This window comes from Bacillus cereus group sp. N11 (assembly GCF_016483605.1).
Lineage (GTDB): Bacteria > Bacillota > Bacilli > Bacillales > Bacillaceae_G > Bacillus_A > Bacillus_A toyonensis.
The window spans coordinates 1-233 of sequence record NZ_JAEHBN010000118.1 but is presented as its reverse complement, the minus strand read 5'-3'; the positions used below and the strand labels follow the sequence as shown (position 1 = coordinate 233).

Here is a 233-nt window from a genome sequence, read left to right as displayed (position 1 = left end):
CGGCAGCGTCAGATGTGTATAAGAGACAGTTATTACTCCATGGACCGTGACAAGCGTTGGGATCGCGTAGAAAAATGTTACAGTGCTATGGTGAATGGTGAAGGCCCTACTTATAAATAAGCAGAAGAGTGTGTAGAAGACTCTTATTCGAACGGTATCTATCATGAATTCCTAATGACGTCTGTAATTGTTAACGAAGATAACACGCAAGTTGCAACAATCAATGATGATGA

The 233-nt window shown here is 40.8% G+C and carries 1 pseudogene; it reads left to right on the top strand.

Annotated elements, in window-relative coordinates:
- Positions 1 to 233: pseudogene (locus JDS98_RS29940) on the top strand (2,3-bisphosphoglycerate-independent phosphoglycerate mutase); the annotation flags it as partial.